Raw genomic sequence first — 15,892 nt, 5'->3', positions numbered from 1 at the left:
CTGTCGAAACTATGAATTATTAATGGAATCTTCCGAAAATATAACCAAATTATCCGCCATAAAACTTTTATTGAATAAAATTTAAACAGGCTCTTAAAGTTTGCTATTTTTTTTCGATGAAAATCTAAATGTAAAACACTAAGCCATCTGCTTGAATTGCTAATTTTCATACCTAAACCAAGGGCGTAATAATTGCCGTTTTCAAACTTTTTTGAAGGTCGCCACATTTTACCAAAACTAGCTTGTGTAAAAAAACTATCATCATCATCATCATTTGCAATGTTATATCGCAAAGTTCCATACATTGGTACTGCGTTTAAACCAAACTTAGGATGATGATCATACCCTAAATTAACAATACCTGCCCAACGGTTATTAAATTGATAGCCAAAACCAGTGCGTATAAAAATAGCGGAAAATTTCAACATATTCTCATTATCATCAGGTTCAAATAACACGTAATTTTCGTTAAGTGCAAAGGTGAAATTTAAGGAGCCTGTAAAAAAAGCATGCTTTTCTTGTGCTTTTAAAGAGGTGTTTATTGTAAGAATAAAGGCAAGTAGTAGTAGTGTTTTTTTCATAGCGTTAAAAAAAATAATTAACGCTATGTAACAAAAACTATTCCACTTCTAAATTTTTTTCTAATGATTTTATAAATTCATCAATACTTACGGCATTATCTACATGAAAATCTCCAATTTTGGTTCTTCTTAATTTTGATAAATGAGCACCTGATTTTAAAGCAGCTCCAAAGTCAAAAGCTAACGAACGAATGTAGGTTCCTTTGCTACAAACAACTCTAAAATCAAGATTATTACCGTCAATTTTGGTGATTTCAAAAATAGGAATGGTAATTTCTCTTGTTTTTATTTCGGTAGTTTCTCCTTTCCTGGCAAGTTCATATAAACGAACACCTTCTTTTTTTATCGCCGAAAAAATAGGTGGTTTCTGCTGAATTACGCCCGTAAATTGCTTGGTGGTTTCGTGAATCAATTCTTCAGTAATATGATCGGTAGAAAAGGTTTCATTTATTTGAGTCTCTAAATCATAACTAGGCGTTGTTCCTCCTAAAGTAATTGTACCAGTATATTCTTTTATTTGCGCTTGATATTGGTCAATAATTTTGGTTTTTTTACCTGTACAAAGTATTAATAAACCTGTTGCTAAAGGGTCTAAAGTTCCGGCATGCCCAACTTTTATTTTTTTGATGTTAAAGCGTTGTTTTATGTGCCAACGCAATTTATTTACCACCTGAAAAGATGTCCATTCTAGGGGTTTATCAATTAATAAAACTTGTCCGTTTTGATAATCTTCTACTGTTTTCATACTTGAAAATAACTTGAAATGATTTAAAAATAACTTGAATTAAAAGAATAAAGAATATCCGATAGCGATGAATCCTACAACAGCACAGTAAATTGAAAAATAAGATAATTTACTCTTTTTAACCAAAGCAATCATCCAATTACAGGCAACTAATCCTGAAAGGAAAGCCGCTATAAAACCTGCTGATATCGGTATAATTTCCGAAGATTGAAAATTAATATCTCCACCTAAAAAATCTTTAGCTATTTTTCCAAATATAAGAGGAACGACCATTAAAAATGAAAATCGAGCGGCTTTACTACGGTCAATTCCTAATAAAACCGACGTTGAAATAGTAGCTCCTGAACGAGAAATTCCTGGTAACATAGCAATTGCTTGCGAAACTCCAATAATTAAAGCATTTTTAAAAGAAACCTCTTTATTGGTGTTTTTAGCTTTATCAGCAAATAATAATAATACGGCGGTAACTAATAACATTATTCCTACTAATAATATTTTTCCACCGAAAAAAGCTTCTAATTGTTTTTCAAATGCCAAGCCAATAATTACCGCTGGGAGCATCGAAATTATAATTTTTACTGAAAATTTCATTGGGTCGTTCCATTTAAATTGGAACAATCCGCTGAAAATTTCGGCAACTTCTTTTCTGAATATCACCAAGGTACTTAATGCGGTTGCAAAATGTAAAACGACGGTAAACGTTAAACTTTCTTCAGGTACCGAAGTATCGCCTAAAATTGCTTTTGCCAATTCTAAATGTCCGCTTGACGATACGGGTAAAAATTCGGTAAGCCCTTGAATAATACCAAGGATAATAGCTTCTAATAAATTCATGCTTATTTTTTTGGGTTGGCTAAAATAGCGTAAATTTCAATAGCAAAACCGATAATAACAAGGGTTGGTGCTAATCGAATTCTGCGCCAGCTATAAATTTCTTCGTTAAATACACTTGGGTCATCGCTTCCGCCACCTGACATTAAAATAAAGCCTAGTGAAATAACTGCTAAACCGATTAACATAATGCTATAATTTAGTTTGCCGAATAAAAATTCTGGTTTTGAAATACTGTCTTTTTCCATGAAAATTTTAGTAATATAAATCGTTTGTTTGTAAGTTTAAAAAACGCTGTGTTGCAAAAAATGTGCTGATACAAGTAATTAAAAATGCCGTAAATAGAACACCTACAGCTAAATAAATTAGTGAAATATAATCGGTTAATAAATTTAAGTTAGGAATGTGTTTGTTTATATAATACACCACAAATGCTAATCCGCATAAAGAAATAAAAGCGCCTAAAAGCCCTAATTTGATGCTTTGGAAAATAAAAGGACGGCGTATAAAACTTTTTGTTGCGCCCACCATTTGCATGGTTTTTATGTTAAATCGTTTCGAATAAATAGATAATCGGATAGAGCTATTGATTAATAGAATAACCATTAATCCAAAGAAACCGCTTAAAACTAACAGCCAAAAACTAATTTGTTTAATGTTTTTTGTTAGCAATTTAACCAAGGGTTTATCGTAATTTATTTCTGCAACAAAATCATTTTTACCAAACTGTTTTTTTATAACATCCATTTTTTCAGGTGTTACAAAATCGGCTTTTAAATAAATATCAATGCCGTTTTTAAGTGGATTATCGCCTAAAAAGGCTAAAAAATCTTCGCCTAAATCTTCTTTGTATATTTTAGCGGCTTTTTCTTTAGATATATAAACCACCTTTTTGCTGTATTTTTCCTTTTCAAGGGTTGCTATAAATTTTTGACGTTGTGTTTTGGTAACTGCATCTTTTAAAAAGAGCGTCATGACTACTTTTTCTTTAAAATGATTGGCTACATTGGTTGATTTAAGCAATAGCAACCCTAAAATTCCCATCATAAAAAGAACCAATGCTATGCTTACTACTACAGAAATGTAAGAGGTTTGTAAGCGGCGTTTTTGAAAAGAGTCAAAAGAATTAGACATGCTTGAATAGGTGTTTTAGACTTTGCAAGATACAAATATTTACGATGTTTTAAATGAATGTATTATTCGATTTCTTGACATAATTCAATTAAAACTCCATTTGTTGTTTTAGGGTGTAAAAAAGCGACTAATTTATTGTCTGCGCCTTTTTTTGGTGTTTCATTTAATAGAGTAAAACCTTCCTTTTGTAGGCGTTTTATTTCTGATTTTATATCGACAACTGCAAAAGCTATATGATGTACTCCTTCGCCTTTTTTTGCTATAAATTTAGCAATAGGGCTTTCAGAATTTGTAGCTTCAAGGAGTTCAATTTTATTTTCTCCTGATTTAAAAAAAGAAGTTTTAACGCCTTCACTAGCTACTTCTTCCATTTTATAATGTGGTTTTCCAAAAAGTGAAGCAAATAATTCATTTGATTTTTCTAAATTTTTTACCGCAATACCAATATGTTCTATTTTATCCATAGGGTAAAAATAATGAAATATAAGAAGTTTTTATCGGCTAAAAAAAGAAGTACTTTAAAGGTTTTATTATTAGTTGAAAAATAAAATTTACACTCCGTTATTTTATCCTTAAATTTGCAGCATGGAAGAAACGAACAGACAACGAAAAATTGCAGGAGTATTGCAATTAGATTTGGTAGATGTGTTACAGCGTGCGGCACAAAATGGAATGAAAGGAGTAATTATATCGGTATCTAAAGTTTCAGTAACTGCCGATTTAGGAGTCGCTAAAGTATATTTAAGCGTTTTTCCTTCGGATAAAAGAGATGAAATTGTACAAGGTGTAATTTCTAACACGCCATTAATTCGTCATGAATTAGCAAAACGTACTAGAAATCAATTAAGAAGAATGCCAGAATTATTATTTTTTGGTGATGATAGTTTAGATTATATTGAAGAAATTGATAAGTCTTTAAAAGGTGATGATGTAGATCCTATTCAAAACCCAGATGTATTGCCACGTCGTCAAAAACGTTAATAAATTTTCTTTACATGGCTAATTAAAATTTATTAAAATTTGAAATTTCCTTTATACATCGCTAAAAGATACCTGTTTTCTAAAACAAGCACCAACGCTATAAATATTATTACATTTATAGCTGTTTTTAGCGTTGTTGTAGGGGCTTTGGCGTTGTTTGTTATTTTATCAGGCTTTTCAGGATTAAGAACTTTTAGTGATTCTTTACTAAATGCCTCTGATCCTGATATCAAAATAACCACAGTAAAAGGAAAATCTTTTGAATATTCTGATGATGTTCATCAGAAATTAATAAAAGATACTGAAATAAAGACAATTTCAAAAGTAATAGAAGAACGTGTGTTTTTAAAATATAAAGATAAAACACACATTGCTTATATTAAAGGGGTAGATGCTAGTTATAAAGACATTATTCCTGTAGATTCACTATTAACTGTAGGTACTTGGGTTGATCCTGAGTTTAAAAATACGGCAGTTATTGGTTATGGAATTTCGTATAAACTTTCCTTAGGAGTTTTAAATTTTGGAGCGCCGTTACAAATTATGGTTCCCAAACCAGGAAAAGGCTTTGTAAATGCCAATAATGCTTATGTATCTGTTGATACGCAAGTAATAGGAGCGTATTCAGGATCCGAAGAATTTCAAAATAAATATGTTTTTACAGAATTATCTTTAGCGCAAGAGTTGTTAAATTATACTGAAAATCAAATTTCAGGAATCGAACTAAAACTACAATCAACTGTTGATTTAGATGATTTTCAAGAAAAATTACAACAGCGTTTAGGAGCTAATTTTGAAGTTAAAACAAGAGCGCAATTAAATGCGTTGTATTACAAAGTAATTAATACCGAAAATTTTATTTCTTATTTAATTTTTACATTGATAATAGCAATTGCCTTATTTAATGTGATAGGTTCTATTATAATGATGATTATTGATAAGCGTCAAAACTTAAAAACTTTATATAATTTAGGTGCTAGTATCGATGAAATTAAAAAAATATTTGTGCTACAAGGATTTTTATTAACCATTGTAGGAATGATTGTAGGAATCGTTTTGGGTGTTTTATTAGTTTTAATTCAGCAACGTTACGAACTCTTTATGATTACTCAAAATTTAGCATATCCAGTAGAGTTTAGATGGTTTAATTTATTGGTCGTTATGTTTACTATTTTAATATTAGGCTATATTTCAGCAAAAATTGCGAGTTCGAGAATTTCAAAATCTTTTATTGAAAAGTAAATTTTTGTAAATTTATCAGAAGAAATAAAAAATCCTCACATATTTTTGAAATAGGCGAGGATTGATAGTTTATCTTTTTGAGTTTTTTCTGCTGAGTTTTCTCTGTTGTTTTCTTTCTAATTTTCGTTTTCTTTTAGCAGCTTTTCGTTGCTTTTTTAAATACTTATGATGTGCATTTACGGTCTTATTATTAATATGCCCTGTTGCTTGAACATCGTAGCCAAGAGATTTTAATTTCTCTTGATATTTTTTTAATTTGATTTTATCTTGTTCACATTTTACAAGTTCTTTTTTTGATTTTTCTTGCTTAACTTTTGAACATTTAACTTCTTTCCATTCAATTTTTTTGTCATACTCAAAACATCGTTCGTAGCATATTCCTGGTTTTGCGTTTCGAGGTAAATTAGAATTTTGAGCTTTTACTTGCGTATTGAACGCTAAAAAAGCGAGTAGTGTAATTATAAATTGTAATTTTTTCATTTTTCTTATTTTTTTTAGATAGATAAATTTCCTCTAAATTAGTAAATAAAAGAGTAAGAGCTTATTAAAATTTCATCTGAAAAAAATATAACAGGAAAATAAGGAGTCTCATCCGTCAAAGGGGGATTTATTTCAGGTTCACATTCTAATTTGCTGTAGTTCTCCTGTTGATGCGATGCTGAAATAAATTCAGCATGACGAGAATTTAGTTTTAATTTTTAAACAGGCTCCAAATGAAACAAAAAAAATCCTCACATATTTTTAAATAGGCGAGGATTGATAGTTTGTTATATCCAAAAAATATAACTTATAGTATTACCTAATATCAGGAATAATCATATTTCCAAATTTTGCTTCTACTTCATCAAGCGCTTTAAAAACATCTTCTGGAGCATCCGAAGTTACCATTTTCATTCTATATTCTTTAAAATGTGGGATTCCTTTAAAGTAATTGGTGTAATGTCTTCGTGTTTCAAAAACGCCTAAAACAGGTCCTTTCCAATCGATAGCCATTTGTAAATGTCTACGAGCCATTTCTACTCGTTGTGCAATTGTTGGTTTTGCTAAGTATTCACCTGTTTTAAAATAGTGTTTTATTTCGTTAAAAAACCAAGGATACCCAATAGAAGCTCTACCAATCATACAGCCGTCTAAACCGTATACATCACGCATTCTCATGGCTTTTTCAGGTGTATCAACATCACCATTTCCAAAAACAGGAATGTGCATTCTTGGGTTGTTTTTTACTTCTGCAATTGGTGCCCAATTTGCTTCACCTTTATACATTTGCGCACGTGTTCTTCCGTGGATAGAAATTGCAGCACATCCAACATCTTGTAAACGTTCGGCAACTTCTACAATTTTAATAGAATCTTCATCCCAACCCAAACGAGTTTTAACGGTAACAGGTAAATTGGTGTGTTTTACCATGGCTTCGGTAAGTGAAACCATTAAATCGATATCTTTTAAAATACCTGCACCAGCTCCTTTAGAAACCACTTTTTTAACAGGACATCCGAAATTAATATCAATAATATCAGGGTTTGATTTTTCAACGATTTCTACAGATCGTAGCATCGATTCTAAATTTGCACCAAATATTTGAATCCCAACAGGGCGTTCTTTTTCGTAAATATCTAATTTCATAACGCTTTTTGCTGCATCACGAATTAATCCTTCCGAAGAAATAAATTCAGTATATACCACATCGGCACCATTCTCTTTACACAAAGCTCTAAATGGTGGATCACTCACATCTTCCATCGGCGCTAATAATAGCGGAAAATCAGGAAGTTCTATATTGCCTATTTTTATCAAAATTTTATAGTCGTATTTAATTGTATTTATATGCTATCTAAAAAAAAATGTACTGAATTATTTACCTAATTCTGTTATTTTTTTCTCGTATAAATTTTTACTTTCTGTAACGGCAATATTCAATTCTTGCATAATACCGTCCACTCTTTGTTCAATGCTTTTCATCTGCCCATTAATTGAATCAAACGAATTTAGTGCCGCTGCAACTTCTAAAGCTTTTACAATTTCAACAGCATCAGTATGTAAAAGTCTTAATTTATCGATTGCTTTTGCGGTATTGGCAAGTGTTTTATTGTATTTTGATTTTGCTTTATTGATAGCAGATAAAAGGGTGGTTTTAGTAGCGACATCGCTTAAACTATTGCTTTGCGTTTCCATTGCGGTAAATAAGTTTGCTGCTTTTGCCTTTAAATCTTCAAATTCGTTATTAAGATTGTTTACTTTTCTATTTACTTTTTCCCAATCGCCATAAACACGCGCAAATTCTCTGTCTTCATTTTTTGCATCTTCTAAAGCTAATTTTAAGGCTCCTAATGATTTTAAACCTTTGGTTATTTTTTTATTAGCCGTTTCCTTTTTACTCTCGAAAGTAGAAATTTGTGATTTGAATTTTTCCTTTAAACGGATTAAATCTTCAGGGCTTCTGTTTTTCCAACAAGAAGTTAATACTAATAATAATCCAGCAAATAGCAGTGTTTTTTTAAACATCGATAAAAAATTTAAAATTTAATTGCTGCAAATATACAATAGAAGAAATAAAAAATTCGCCATAACAGTTTTTAAGCCGTTACAGCGAATTATTAACAGACATTTCACTTTACCTCACTTCACTTGACTTTACATAGCTTTATATTTTTCAACTAAAAGACTAAACCTATTGATGTAATCTTGTAAAAAATCCTTGGTTTTTTGTACGTTTATATTGCCGTTTTCATCAAAATAAGTAGGGGAATTTCCTAAAAAGACTTCGGGCTGTTGAACACTTGGCATATCAAAATAAGATAACGCCAATCGCAGGTTTTTTTGTGAGCTATAACCGCCCATTTTTCCTACCGAATGGCTTATAATGGCATTTGGTTTGTTTTTCCAAGCCACATCATTATTAGGTTTTGAGCAAATATCAACCGCATTTTTTAAGCAGGCAGGAATTGTTCTGTTATTTTCGGGGGTTACAAATAAAATTCCATCCGAAGATTTTACGGTATTTCGAAACTCGGTATATTCTTTGGGGGTTGGGAAATCAGTTTCTATAGGGTCATCATAATCGAAATTATATAAAGGTAAATTTCTAATTTCAACAATGTTTACCTCAAAGTTTTCAGGGAACATTTTTAATACATTTTTGGCGGTTTTACGAGCGTAAGAACCTTTGCGTAAACTACCGATTATAATGCTTATTTTCTTAGTCATTTTTAGCTTTTTTAGTGGTTTTTAGTGATTTTTTGATGTTATTTATAGTTTAAGCCTCGTTTTTTAATACGTTTTCTTTTAAAACTAACATTAAATAATCTTCTTTATTTGTGTATTGAATTTCTTCTGTAAAACTAAAATAGTTTAGGGTTGCTCTTCGTAATTCTAACTGAATTTCTTGTGTATCATTTTTATTTTTCTCTATTAAATGTAATAAGTAATACACGGAATTTTTTAACATTCTAACCGCCTGCTTAGGCTTACCTAATTCCTTATAGGTATTGGCAAGATTGTTACACGAAATCATATAAACCTGCATAAAAGGAATACCAACATTATTACAGGTTCTGGTGTTTTTTGTTAAAACTTCGGCTCTATATAAAGCATCCGTATAATAGGTTAAGGCTTCGTTGTAATTTCCTTGATTAAACAAATCATTTGCATTTTTAGTTTTTATTTTCCAATAGTTTTCGATGCGAGTTATACAAGTATTGCTCATTTTAACAGGATATTAAATTATTTTAGGGCAAATGTAATTTATTTTTAGGTAAGACTAAAACTTTATTTAGATAAAACTAATAGTGTTGTTTTTTTTAGAATAAAATTTTAATGCATAAATTTTTAATTGTACAACGGTTTTCAATAAAGTATCTTTGTCAGTCATAAGAGGTTAGATATACGAAGTATGAAACACATTAGAAATTTTTGCATTATTGCACATATTGATCACGGTAAAAGCACACTTGCCGATAGATTATTAGATTATACAGGGGCTGTAACTGAAAGAGAAAAGAAATCACAGTTGTTAGATAGTATGGATTTGGAGCGTGAACGTGGTATTACCATAAAGTCGCACGCCATTCAAATGGAATATACACACGAAGGTCAGGAGTATGTTTTAAATTTAATTGATACCCCAGGACACGTAGATTTTTCGTACGAAGTATCTCGTTCAATTGCCGCTTGTGAAGGCGCATTGTTAATTGTTGATGCAGCACAAAGTATTCAAGCACAAACAATTTCTAATTTATATTTAGCTTTAGATAATGACTTAGAAATTATTCCAGTTTTAAATAAAGTTGATTTACCATCTGCAAACCCTGAAGAAGTTACCGATGATATTGTTGATTTATTAGGTTGTGAACCCGAAGATGTAATTCACGCAAGTGGAAAAACAGGTTTTGGGGTTGATAAAATTTTAGAAGCAATTATAGCGAAAGTTCCAGCGCCGTCAGGAAACCCTGATGCGCCTTTAAAAGCTTTAATTTTTGATTCTGTTTATAATTCTTACCGAGGAATTGAAACGTATTTTAGAGTAATTGATGGTTCTATTAAAAAGAATCAGCGTATTCAATTTATGTCAACAGGAACGGAATATAAAGCCGATGAAGTTGGTACTTTAAAGCTAGAACAAGAAGTAAAACAAGAAGTAAAAACAGGAGATGTAGGGTATTTAATTACAGGGATTAAAGTTGCAAAAGAAGTAAAAGTAGGAGATACGATTACCGATTTTGAAAATCCAACAGAAAGCCTTATTGATGGTTTTGAAGATGTAAAACCAATGGTTTTTGCAGGGATTTATCCTGTGGATACAGAGGATTACGAAGAATTACGTAATTCAATGGAAAAATTACAATTAAATGATGCTTCTTTGGTATTTCAACCAGAAAGTTCAGCAGCATTAGGTTTTGGTTTTCGATGTGGATTCTTAGGAATGTTACACATGGAAATTATCCAAGAACGTTTAGAACGTGAATTTAATATGACAGTAATTACGACTGTTCCCAACGTTTCTTATCACGCATATACAAAGAAAAATCCTACGGAAATTGTATTATTAAATAATCCGACAGATTTACCTGATCCATCAAGATTAGAAAAAGTTGAAGAACCTTTTATTAAAGCATCAATCATTACAAAATCTGACTTTGTTGGGCAAGTAATGTCGCTTTGTATTGAAAAAAGAGGGGAAATAGTAAATCAAACCTATTTAACTACCGAAAGAGTTGAATTAACTTTTGATATGCCTTTAGCGGAAATTGTATTTGATTTTTATGACCGTTTAAAAACAGTTTCAAAAGGGTATGCTTCTTTTGATTATTCGCCAATAGGAATGCGTACTTCTAAATTAGTTCGTGTAGATATTCTATTAAACGGTGATCCTGTTGATGCACTTTCAGCATTATTACATGCAGATAATGCCTATACAATCGGTAAAAAAATTGTAGAAAAGTTAAAACAATTAATACCAAGACAGCAGTTTGATATTCCTATTCAAGCAGCAATTGGTGCAAAGATTATCGCCAGAGAAACAACAAAAGCGTTACGTAAAGATGTAACAGCAAAATGTTATGGTGGTGATATTTCACGTAAGCGTAAGTTATTAGAAAAGCAGAAAAAAGGTAAGAAAAGAATGCGTCAGGTAGGTAATGTTGAAATTCCTCAAGAAGCATTTATGGCGGTTTTAAAATTGAATGATTAAGTTTCTTTTAATAATTTTTTAAAGATTATTTTAAAACTTTTTTTATCTAAAGAAAATAAAAGTAACCCTAAAAAAGCACTCATTAGAATATTAATGAGTGCTTTTTTTATAACAATTAAAAATGACATTTTTTACCCTAATAGGCTGGTTAGGAACCATACTTTATATTATATCGTACCTATTTTTAAGTTTAGAAAAATTATCTTCCCGAAAAAAAACATATCATTTTTTGAATGTTTTAGGTGCTTGCTGTTTAATTGTAAATGCGATGCCAAATAAAGATTACCCTAATATGGTGGTTAATTTTTTCTGGGGATTAATAGCCTTATTTACCATTATAAAAATACATCACCGTGCTAATTAACCTATTGTTTGTAAATGATAAATGTGTTAATGTGATTCAAGTAAATTTCTACCTGTTTGTTATAGGTTTCAGAATTGTTTGTTTGAGTTCCTAAATAATAATAGCCACCATCAATCATTGCGAAAATAATTTCAGTTAAGGTATCAATATTATCATTGCTAATAATATGGCGTTCTTTTGCTTGTGTTAATTTTTTGTGTAACGCTAGATGTAATATCTTGTTGAAATTATTAAAATTTTCACGCAACTCTTCATCTCTATAAATTAAAGCGTATAAACTATAAAATACGCCATCATCAATATAATCATTCCATTTTCTTGTAAATAAATTTTTGATAAACGCATTTAAATCATCCTTGTGTTTTATAGAAATGTTTTCTTCGGAATTTATAATTAATAAATATTGTTCTAATATATAGTTGTTTAATTCTTTAAGTAAGAGGGCTTTATTGTTAAAATAGTGCATTACCAGGCTTTTACTTATTTGTAAATGCTCGGCAAGTTTACCAATAGAAACATTTTCTAAACCAATTTTTTTTGAGAGTTCATAAAACCCAATAATCATTTCTTTTTTACGAATAGCACTCATATTTTTTCTGCCCATAGTTTGTTTTTATATCAAATATAAGAACTAAAAACTAATGATGTTTAGCTAACATTGATAACATTTAAGCCATAATTAAATAATATTCTAGTGTCTTTTTTTTAACTGAACAGATGTTCAGTTTATTTTCATCTACTGTAGTTTTGCATCAGTAATAAATTTAAAAAATATCAATTCTGGTTGTTTTTTAAATGATAAACTCCTGTTTTAAGACTTCTAATTAAATACATACTAATGAATAAGATTTTAACATTTTTAATTGTCATGATTTCGTCGGTTATACTAGCGCAGACTGAAATTAAAGGAAAAGTTGTAGATGAATTTGATATGCCTATAACGGGTGCAAATATTATCATCAAAAAAAAGGCAAAAGGAACAAGTACTAATTTTGATGGTGTTTTTACATTAAAAGCTGCTATTAATGATGAATTAGTGGTTTCATTTATGGGGTTTAAAACTCGTTTTATTAAGGTGAAATCAACAAAATTTTTAAAGATAATTTTAAAAGAAGATGCGAATCAATTAGCGGAGGTTATTATTACTTCATTAGGAATAAAAAAAGAGAAAAAAGCCTTAGGATATTCGGCTACAGAACTTAAAGATGCCGATATAAATATCGTAAAAACCAATAATATAGTCAATAGTTTATCAGGTAAAGTAGCGGGTTTACAGGTTACCGGGGCAAGCACAGGTGTGGCAAGTTCGAGTAGGGTGGTAATACGTGGCGAGAGTTCATTAAATATAAATAGCAATGAGCCGTTGTTTATTTTAGATGGAACTCCAGTGAATAACAACATATTTGGGGTAGGAGGTAATGCAACAAATCAACGAGATATGCCTACTGATTACGGTAACGGATTGTCGGAACTTAATGCCGATGATTTTGAAAGTGTAACGGTATTAAAAGGTGCTGCTGCATCGGCTTTATATGGGTCAAGAGCTGCCAATGGCAGTTATTGTAATTACGACAAAAAAGGGAAAGAAAAATAATGGAATTGGGGTGGAAATAAATTCATCTACAATGGCATCAACAGCTTTACGATTGCCTGAGTTACAAACAAAATTTGGCGGTGGTTGGGCTGGTAAATACGCTTCTGATTACGGTACAAATTTTGGTCCTGATTTAAATGGAAAAGTTATAGATCAAGAGGTTTCTTTAGGCGAATATGTAAAAAAGCCTTTTAAAAACAGGTATAATTTGAAAGATTTTTTTAAAACAGGTTTTAGTTTTCAAAACTCGATAGCCTTATCAAAAGCAACAGATACAGGGAGTTTTTATTTAAGTTATGGAAACGTACATAATACGGGAATTGTACCAAATACTAATTTAAAAGGAAATAATTACAGGTTAAATATGAGTCGTACTATAACCGATAAATGGACGGTTAATGTCAATGCGAATTATATCAATAGAAAATCGGATAATTTAACAGTTTCAGGCTACGGAAGTCAAGGGATTATATTAATACTGATTTAAAAGAACATAAAAATTATTGGATAGAAAAAGATGTTAAGCAACGCCGTTTATTTTCATGGGGAGATAATCCTTGGTTTATTGTGAATGAAAATATCAATGCTTTTAATAAAACAAGACTGTTAGGAAATATTAGTTCAAATTATCAATTAACAGACAAATTAAGTCTTTTAACACGTATTGGTTTAGATGAGTCAAACGACTTTAGATGGTCGAGAAGGTCAATAGGTTCGCATAGAAACCCGAACGGAATGTACAGAGAACAAAAAATTAAGTTTTCAGAACTCAATGCCGATGCCTTATTAAGTTATTCAAATGATTTTGCTGATTTTACCACAAAAACATCCGTAGGAACAAATACTTTTAAGCAAAAAATAACGGAAGGTTTTATGCAGGGCGATGGCTTGGCAATTCCAGGAATGTACACCGCGCAAAATATCAATGTAAGTGCAGTGAAAAGAAGTAGCCTGTATCAAAAAGAAATTAATAGTGTGTATGCTTTTACGAATATTGGTTTTAAAAAATATTTATATTTAGATTTTTCTGTTCGAAATGATTGGTCGTCAACGCTTCCTAGTAGTAACAATTCTTATTTTTACCCGGCGGCTTCCATGTCTTTTCTTGCTTCGGAAGTGTTTCAAATGCCTAACTTTATAGACTTCTTAAAAGTAAGAGCAAACATTGCCAAAGTAGGTAAAGATACCGATCCTTACAGGTTAAAAACAGCCTATAATTATGGAACTTTAAATGGCACATTAACCAACTCTACTCAATTATTAAACGCAAATTTAAAGCCAGAAACAACGGTTTCTACAGAATTTGGTATAGAGAGTTATTTTTTGAATAAACGCATATCACTTGACGCTACTTATTACAGCGCGACTTCAAAAAATCAAATATTGAATATGAATGTTTCAGGGGCAAACGGATACAATTCAATAGTACAAAATGCAGGAGAAATTAAGAATAATGGTTTTGAAATAGCGTTGGGATTAAAACCTATAAAAACGGCTGATTTTGAATGGGATATTACGGCTAATTTCACTAAGAATAAAAGTGAAGTGGTTAACTTATTAGACAATTTAGATACTTTTATTATTGCCGAAGGACCTGATAATATAACCGTTGAAGCACGTCCAGGTGGTCAAATGGGTGATATTTATGGTGAATCATTTATCAGAAATAAAGCAGGTGAAATAATTTTTGAAAAAGGATTGCCTTTAACAGGAAATAGAAAAAAAGTAGGGAATTACAACCCTGATTGGATGCTAGGCTTAGGAAGTTCAATAAGCTATAAAGGTTTTAATTTATCGGCACAATTTGATATTAGACAGGGTGGCGAAATATATTCATACACCAATGCCGTAGGAAGAGAAAGCGGAATTTTAGCGCTAACAGAATCTTGGAGAGATGGCGTTGTAGGCGATGGTGTTATGAGTGATGGTAATAATGGTTATGTAAAAAATACGGTAAAAGTACCTGCCGAAGCATGGGCATATGCCATTCCAAGAAATAATGCGGAAGCAAATATTTTTGATGCTTCTTATGTAAAATTAAGGCAATTAAGCTTTGGGTATTCTCTTAATAATAAAACAGCAAGCCTGTTAGGTTTGCAAAGTATGTCGTTAAGTGTTGTTGGATCAAATTTATTTTTATGGACAGATGTACCTAATATTGATCCGGAAGCACAGGCATTAAATGGCGGGAGTTTATTACCAGGTTTTGAGGTAACTCAATTGCCGTCATCAAAAAGTTATGGATTTAAATTAAATATGAAATTTTAAGAAGACATCATTATGAAAAAAATAATTTACGCAGTCATTTTTGTAGTGCTGAGTGCTTGTACAAACGGTTTTGAAACAATTAACACCAATCCAAATAGCCCTGAAAATGCTAGTGAACAATTACTTTTACCTTCAATAATTTTTGATTTATCAAATCATTTAACGAATGAATCTTATGGTTTTGGAGAAGTAATTTCGCAGTATGGAGCTTATTACGAATTTAATGATTTAGATATTTACAGATGGCAGTCTGACGATCGTTTTTGGTCGCCAATGTATGCTATTTTAGAAGATGTTAAAGATTTAAAACAATTGGCAAAGGAGCATAATAATACGAATTATTTAGCGGTTGGTTTGGTTTTAGAGGCTTAGAGCCTGTTTAAATTTTATTCAATAAAAGTTTTATGGCGGATAATTTGGTTATATTTTCGGAAGATTCCATTAATAATTCATAGTTTCGACA

Annotated in this window: 20 protein-coding genes; 8 read left to right on the top strand and 12 right to left on the bottom strand. The window is 30.9% G+C overall.

Going from position 1 to position 15,892, the window contains the following annotated elements; genetic code table 11:
• From AQ1689_RS01560 to mce, 6 genes are all read right to left on the bottom strand, one after another.
• Positions 1-581 (bottom strand): hypothetical protein (locus AQ1689_RS01560; protein ID WP_180947516.1); only part of this gene is annotated, 581 nt, incomplete at its 3' end.
• 37 nt (positions 582-618) lie between these two features.
• Complete coding sequence (gene truB, locus AQ1689_RS01555) at positions 619-1,326, bottom strand: tRNA pseudouridine(55) synthase TruB (RefSeq protein WP_101954971.1); 708 nt, start codon at positions 1,324-1,326, stop codon at positions 619-621.
• Positions 1,327-1,365: 39 nt separating this feature from the next.
• Positions 1,366-2,160 carry an undecaprenyl-diphosphate phosphatase gene (locus tag AQ1689_RS01550; protein WP_101915387.1) on the bottom strand — a complete coding sequence of 265 codons (795 nt, stop codon included), beginning with the start codon at positions 2,158-2,160 and terminating at the stop codon, positions 1,366-1,368.
• Between the two features lie 2 nt (positions 2,161-2,162).
• Positions 2,163-2,405 (bottom strand): DUF3098 domain-containing protein, encoded by a 243-nt coding sequence (locus AQ1689_RS01545; protein ID WP_101915388.1) that lies wholly within the window; start codon positions 2,403-2,405, stop codon positions 2,163-2,165.
• A gap of 7 nt (positions 2,406-2,412) precedes the next feature.
• Positions 2,413-3,291: a cell division protein FtsX gene (locus tag AQ1689_RS01540; protein WP_101915389.1), complete on the bottom strand. Its 879-nt coding sequence runs from the start codon at positions 3,289-3,291 to the stop codon at positions 2,413-2,415.
• A 62-nt stretch (positions 3,292-3,353) separates the two neighbouring features.
• Positions 3,354-3,755, bottom strand: a complete 402-nt coding sequence (gene mce, locus AQ1689_RS01535) for a methylmalonyl-CoA epimerase (protein ID WP_101915390.1) — start codon at positions 3,753-3,755, stop codon at positions 3,354-3,356.
• A 121-nt stretch (positions 3,756-3,876) separates the two neighbouring features.
• Between mce and rbfA the strand changes: the two genes are divergently transcribed.
• Both rbfA and AQ1689_RS01525 read left to right on the top strand, forming a co-directional pair.
• On the top strand, positions 3,877-4,272 hold the full coding sequence (gene rbfA, locus AQ1689_RS01530; protein WP_058884212.1) for a 30S ribosome-binding factor RbfA: 396 nt from the start codon (positions 3,877-3,879) through the stop codon (positions 4,270-4,272).
• Between the two features lie 39 nt (positions 4,273-4,311).
• Entirely contained in the window at positions 4,312-5,514 is a 1,203-nt protein-coding gene (locus AQ1689_RS01525; RefSeq protein ID WP_101954970.1) for an ABC transporter permease, read from the top strand.
• 69 nt (positions 5,515-5,583) lie between these two features.
• Here the strand turns inward: AQ1689_RS01525 and AQ1689_RS01520 are convergent, their stop codons facing one another.
• The 5 genes from AQ1689_RS01520 to AQ1689_RS01500 all read right to left on the bottom strand — a co-directional run bounded on the left by AQ1689_RS01520 (position 5,584) and on the right by AQ1689_RS01500 (position 9,220).
• Positions 5,584-5,994: a hypothetical protein gene (locus tag AQ1689_RS01520; protein ID WP_101954969.1), complete on the bottom strand. Its 411-nt coding sequence runs from the start codon at positions 5,992-5,994 to the stop codon at positions 5,584-5,586.
• Between the two features lie 315 nt (positions 5,995-6,309).
• Complete coding sequence (gene dusB / locus AQ1689_RS01515; protein WP_101954968.1) at positions 6,310-7,311, bottom strand: tRNA dihydrouridine synthase DusB; 1,002 nt, start codon at positions 7,309-7,311, stop codon at positions 6,310-6,312.
• Positions 7,312-7,368: 57 nt separating this feature from the next.
• On the bottom strand, positions 7,369-8,019 hold the full coding sequence (locus AQ1689_RS01510; RefSeq protein WP_101954967.1) for a hypothetical protein: 651 nt from the start codon (positions 8,017-8,019) through the stop codon (positions 7,369-7,371).
• Between the two features lie 129 nt (positions 8,020-8,148).
• The gene (locus tag AQ1689_RS01505; RefSeq protein WP_101915396.1) at positions 8,149-8,721 is read right to left on the bottom strand and encodes an NADPH-dependent FMN reductase; all 573 of its coding nucleotides are present in this window, start codon (positions 8,719-8,721) and stop codon (positions 8,149-8,151) included.
• A 49-nt stretch (positions 8,722-8,770) separates the two neighbouring features.
• Complete coding sequence (locus AQ1689_RS01500; RefSeq protein WP_101915397.1) at positions 8,771-9,220, bottom strand: tetratricopeptide repeat protein; 450 nt, start codon at positions 9,218-9,220, stop codon at positions 8,771-8,773.
• A 186-nt stretch (positions 9,221-9,406) separates the two neighbouring features.
• Between AQ1689_RS01500 and lepA the strand changes: the two genes are divergently transcribed.
• The gene (gene lepA, locus AQ1689_RS01495) at positions 9,407-11,203 is read left to right on the top strand and encodes a translation elongation factor 4 (protein WP_101915398.1); all 1,797 of its coding nucleotides are present in this window, start codon (positions 9,407-9,409) and stop codon (positions 11,201-11,203) included.
• A gap of 121 nt (positions 11,204-11,324) precedes the next feature.
• Complete coding sequence (locus tag AQ1689_RS01490) at positions 11,325-11,567, top strand: CBU_0592 family membrane protein (RefSeq protein WP_101954966.1); 243 nt, start codon at positions 11,325-11,327, stop codon at positions 11,565-11,567.
• 1 nt (position 11,568) lies between these two features.
• On the opposite strand, the gene AQ1689_RS01485 is transcribed toward AQ1689_RS01490, so the two are convergent.
• Complete coding sequence (locus AQ1689_RS01485; protein ID WP_101915399.1) at positions 11,569-12,171, bottom strand: TetR family transcriptional regulator; 603 nt, start codon at positions 12,169-12,171, stop codon at positions 11,569-11,571.
• A gap of 234 nt (positions 12,172-12,405) precedes the next feature.
• Between AQ1689_RS01485 and AQ1689_RS01480 the strand changes: the two genes are divergently transcribed.
• From AQ1689_RS01480 to AQ1689_RS01465, 4 genes are all read left to right on the top strand, one after another.
• A complete protein-coding gene (locus AQ1689_RS01480) occupies positions 12,406-13,161 on the top strand; it encodes a carboxypeptidase-like regulatory domain-containing protein (RefSeq protein WP_101954965.1) in 756 nt (251 codons plus the stop codon).
• The gene (locus tag AQ1689_RS01475; protein ID WP_101954964.1) at positions 13,118-13,648 is read left to right on the top strand and encodes a hypothetical protein; all 531 of its coding nucleotides are present in this window, start codon (positions 13,118-13,120) and stop codon (positions 13,646-13,648) included. Before AQ1689_RS01480 ends, AQ1689_RS01475 begins: the two co-directional genes overlap by 44 nt.
• Before the next feature lie 80 nt (positions 13,649-13,728).
• On the top strand, positions 13,729-15,429 hold the full coding sequence (locus tag AQ1689_RS01470; protein WP_180947515.1) for a TonB-dependent receptor domain-containing protein: 1,701 nt from the start codon (positions 13,729-13,731) through the stop codon (positions 15,427-15,429).
• 12 nt (positions 15,430-15,441) lie between these two features.
• Entirely contained in the window at positions 15,442-15,801 is a 360-nt protein-coding gene (locus AQ1689_RS01465) for a SusD/RagB family nutrient-binding outer membrane lipoprotein (RefSeq protein WP_101954962.1), read from the top strand.
• Positions 15,802-15,892 lie beyond the last annotated feature (91 nt).

This window comes from Tenacibaculum finnmarkense (assembly GCF_900239185.1).
Lineage (GTDB): Bacteria > Bacteroidota > Bacteroidia > Flavobacteriales > Flavobacteriaceae > Polaribacter > Polaribacter finnmarkensis.
The sequence above is the reverse complement of the archived record's forward strand: the minus strand, read 5'-3'. Positions and strand labels throughout refer to the sequence as shown.

What these genes read in the sequence shown, in the direction of transcription:
- AQ1689_RS01520 (WP_101954969.1), bottom strand. Translation starts at nt 5,994, where the DNA reads ATGAAAAAATTACAATTTATAATTACACTACTCGCTTTTTTAGCGTTC.
- AQ1689_RS01510 (WP_101954967.1), bottom strand. Translation starts at nt 8,019, where the DNA reads ATGTTTAAAAAAACACTGCTATTTGCTGGATTATTATTAGTATTAACT.
- AQ1689_RS01480 (WP_101954965.1), top strand. Translation starts at nt 12,406, where the DNA reads ATGAATAAGATTTTAACATTTTTAATTGTCATGATTTCGTCGGTTATA.
- AQ1689_RS01490 (WP_101954966.1), top strand. Translation starts at nt 11,325, where the DNA reads ATGACATTTTTTACCCTAATAGGCTGGTTAGGAACCATACTTTATATT.
- AQ1689_RS01545 (WP_101915388.1), bottom strand. Translation starts at nt 2,405, where the DNA reads ATGGAAAAAGACAGTATTTCAAAACCAGAATTTTTATTCGGCAAACTA.
- AQ1689_RS01485 (WP_101915399.1), bottom strand. Translation starts at nt 12,171, where the DNA reads ATGGGCAGAAAAAATATGAGTGCTATTCGTAAAAAAGAAATGATTATT.
- mce (WP_101915390.1), bottom strand. Translation starts at nt 3,755, where the DNA reads ATGGATAAAATAGAACATATTGGTATTGCGGTAAAAAATTTAGAAAAA.
- rbfA (WP_058884212.1), top strand. Translation starts at nt 3,877, where the DNA reads ATGGAAGAAACGAACAGACAACGAAAAATTGCAGGAGTATTGCAATTA.
- AQ1689_RS01475 (WP_101954964.1), top strand. Translation starts at nt 13,118, where the DNA reads ATGGCAGTTATTGTAATTACGACAAAAAAGGGAAAGAAAAATAATGGA.
- truB (WP_101954971.1), bottom strand. Translation starts at nt 1,326, where the DNA reads ATGAAAACAGTAGAAGATTATCAAAACGGACAAGTTTTATTAATTGAT.
- AQ1689_RS01465 (WP_101954962.1), top strand. Translation starts at nt 15,442, where the DNA reads ATGAAAAAAATAATTTACGCAGTCATTTTTGTAGTGCTGAGTGCTTGT.
- lepA (WP_101915398.1), top strand. Translation starts at nt 9,407, where the DNA reads ATGAAACACATTAGAAATTTTTGCATTATTGCACATATTGATCACGGT.
- AQ1689_RS01540 (WP_101915389.1), bottom strand. Translation starts at nt 3,291, where the DNA reads ATGTCTAATTCTTTTGACTCTTTTCAAAAACGCCGCTTACAAACCTCT.
- AQ1689_RS01550 (WP_101915387.1), bottom strand. Translation starts at nt 2,160, where the DNA reads ATGAATTTATTAGAAGCTATTATCCTTGGTATTATTCAAGGGCTTACC.
- AQ1689_RS01500 (WP_101915397.1), bottom strand. Translation starts at nt 9,220, where the DNA reads ATGAGCAATACTTGTATAACTCGCATCGAAAACTATTGGAAAATAAAA.
- AQ1689_RS01505 (WP_101915396.1), bottom strand. Translation starts at nt 8,721, where the DNA reads ATGACTAAGAAAATAAGCATTATAATCGGTAGTTTACGCAAAGGTTCT.